Source organism: Streptomyces sp. CB01881 (genome assembly GCF_002953255.1).
GTDB lineage: Bacteria > Actinomycetota > Actinomycetes > Streptomycetales > Streptomycetaceae > Kitasatospora.
Genome location: NZ_CP026498.1, coordinates 10948568 through 10951139, shown reverse-complemented (window position 1 = coordinate 10951139; position 2572 = coordinate 10948568). Strand labels below are relative to the sequence as shown.

Genomic DNA, 2572 nt, shown 5'->3' with positions numbered 1-2572 from the left:
GGTTCGGTGGGTGCGCCGGTGGCGGCGGCGAGCATGCCGCGGACGGTGGAGGGCGGCGGCACGGGAAGGATGCGGGTGATCCCGGGGAACAGCGGGTCCCGGAACGAGGCGACGGGGGCGTGGAACGTGGCCCGCAGGGCCTCGATCGGCGCTCTCGCGGCCGGCGGGGGCGTGTTCGGCGCCGGCGTCATGCCTGCGCCGGGTCGTCGAACCAGCCGTCCAGCCGTCCCTCGCGCAGGTCGGCCGCCAGCTGGAGCAGGATCGTGCGGGGGTGGTCGATGACGATGGTGCCGTCTGCCAGCTCGCGCGCGCACTGCTTCTCGAATTCCTCGCGAGCCTGCTCACGGAATCCGGGGCGCCATCCGATGCGCACGGGGGCCTGCCATTCGCCAGCCCAGGCCTCGAGTTCCTTGACGAGCACGTCCCCGCGCACCCGCACCCCGTTGTCGGGGTCGGCGTCGATGACGTTCCCCAGCGGGTTGACGCCGCCCTGGAACGGGGCCAGGACCATCAGCGAGGGGACGCGGTCGCCGTAGTGCAGGGCCTGCTTCGCGCCGCCGCTCAGATGCGCGAGCGCCTCCGGCAGCAGCGCCGCACGCCGGCGCCGTTCCTCCAGCGGCAGCCGCACGGCCGGCTGGTCACGGAACTGGAGCGTCGAGGCCCCGAGGGCCGCGGCCTCGGCCACCTGCAGGGCCTGTTCCGGGGTGAGGTAGTTCGGCCGACCCACGCCGTCGGCCCCAGGCAGGGTGAACGTGCCGATCCTCGGGACGTCCAGCAGGAACGGGGCCGCCAGGTCGGCGGTGTAGAACTCGTGCCCGTGCAGAACGGGCTCGGTCACCCCTCGGGACATCACGCCGAAGTCCTCGGTCGGGAAAACCGGTTCCACGGACATCAGGGTGCCGAGCATGAACGGGCTGTCGCGCAGCGTCGTCGCCGCGTCGTCCTTCTTCGCGCCGGTGCGCATATAGCCGAACAGGTCGTCGTCGGCGAAACGGACGGGGTCAGCCTGGGTGTTGGCCTTCTGGGCCTTGCCCTGGGCCTTGCCGACCCGGGTGACCGGGGACGGCACCGAGCCGCGCTCGACCATCGTCTCCCGGACCCAGCGGCGCGCCGCCTGCGCGGACACGTACGGGTGCTTGCGGCCCCTGATCCTCGCGTACTTCACGCGGGACATGGTCTCCTCGCCCCGCCCGTTGTTGGGCGCGCCCGCGTTCACCGAGAGCACCATCATGCCTGCCAGGTAAGCCATTTACGCCTGTCCCATCTCGTAGTCGTGAAAGCCGTCGTACTCGTCCTCGCCGTCACCGGCGAACGTCGGCCGCTCCGCGAGCGCCTCGATCTCGCGTTCCTGCCGCGGGTCAGCCTCCTTGGCGCCAATCGCGACACCGCGCTGCTGCAGCAGCACCGACACCTGCGCGAACAGCAGCATCCGCTGCTCCCAGGCGCGTGGCTGGCGCCTGATCAGCGGCTTCCACAGCTCCGGGCCCGCCAACGGCGTTTTGCTGCCGTCCAGTTGCAGACGTGTGTAGGCCTGCACCAGGAGTATGCCGAGCTTGTAGTCGTTGAGCGCGGCGTTGCGGTACTCCGCGAGGCGCCCGCGCGGACTGCTGCCCTGCTCGATCCAGTCGGCGATCAGCGTCGCCACCGGTTCCAGATCCGTTTCCATTCCGAAGACCTCCTCGGCGTAGGTGAAAGCGAGCCGGACCAGCGCCTCACGGTCACCGGCGTTCCAGGCGCCGTCGGTGTCCGCGAGGAGACGGTGCAGCTGTCCCAGCAGCGGCCTGCTCCGGCCGTCCTCGGCCTCGAACAGCAGCCGCGCCGCCTCGCCCGCCCCGCCGGCGACGATCCGGCCCTGGGCGTCGTAGCGGGTCAGGGAACGGCGCAGCAAGTGCCAGCCGCGGCGCAGCGGCGCGTTGCCGTCCACGGTGGCGAGGAAGGTGGGTACGGCGCGGCGGGTACGGGTGACCCGCAACCACGGGTCCTGGTTGTCGTTCTTGAAGCTCCACAGCGTGGTCGCGCACAGGCCCTCGCTCGCGTCCCGCAGGGCCGCCAGGACCACCGCCTCGGGCCGGGCCGTCGCCGGCATGCCGGTGAAGCCGGCGTGCATCACGCGGCGGGCGCGCCGCACGTTACGCCGGGCGAAGTCCCGCTGCGCGGTGTCGTTCTCACAGGACAGCACGGTCGCGGAGCCGGCGGTGACCCAGGCGCCGTAGGGCAGGGCCCACATCGCGATCCGGCATCCCCGGCACACCGGCCATCCCGCGACACCGGGCGGCAGCGCGTTCAAGGCCTTGTTGGTGTCGAACAGCGGCAGGTTCGACTTCGCCCACACCACCGTCGCACCGGCGCCGCAGAACGTGCAGCGCAGTATCCGGCCGCCCTCGGGGCGGTCCTGGGCGAACAGGTTCTCAATGTCCGGCCGCAGTGCGGACGGGTCCGAGGTCCTTTTGCTGTGCGTGGCCTTCGAATTGGGGTACAGCGCGAACAGTACCTTCCACCAGTCGTAGCGGCTGGTGTCCTTGGACGCCGTGGCCGCCGCGACCACCCCCCCCGGCACGGAGGACGGCCTCCA

General features: G+C 71.7%; 3 protein-coding genes. All 3 read right to left on the bottom strand.

The annotated features are described in order from the left end of the window. On the bottom strand, nucleotides 1-191 hold a 191-nt coding region (cas5, locus tag C2142_RS41225; RefSeq protein ID WP_241003050.1), incomplete at its 3' end, for a CRISPR-associated protein Cas5. Next, nucleotides 188-1249 carry a type I-B CRISPR-associated protein Cas7/Cst2/DevR gene (gene cas7i, locus C2142_RS37155; protein ID WP_148647154.1) on the bottom strand — a complete coding sequence of 354 codons (1062 nt, stop codon included), beginning with the start codon at nucleotides 1247-1249 and terminating at the stop codon, nucleotides 188-190. The genes cas5 and cas7i, both read right to left, overlap by 4 nt. Beyond that, on the bottom strand, nucleotides 1250-2545 hold the full coding sequence (locus C2142_RS37150) for a hypothetical protein (protein ID WP_194235859.1): 1296 nt from the start codon (nucleotides 2543-2545) through the stop codon (nucleotides 1250-1252). It lies immediately after the preceding gene. Nucleotides 2546-2572: the final 27 nt, after the last annotated feature.

Coding starts and splice junctions, on each gene's coding strand:
- cas7i (WP_148647154.1), bottom strand. CDS start 1,249: ATGGCTTACCTGGCAGGCATGATGGTGCTCTCGGTGAACGCGGGCGCG.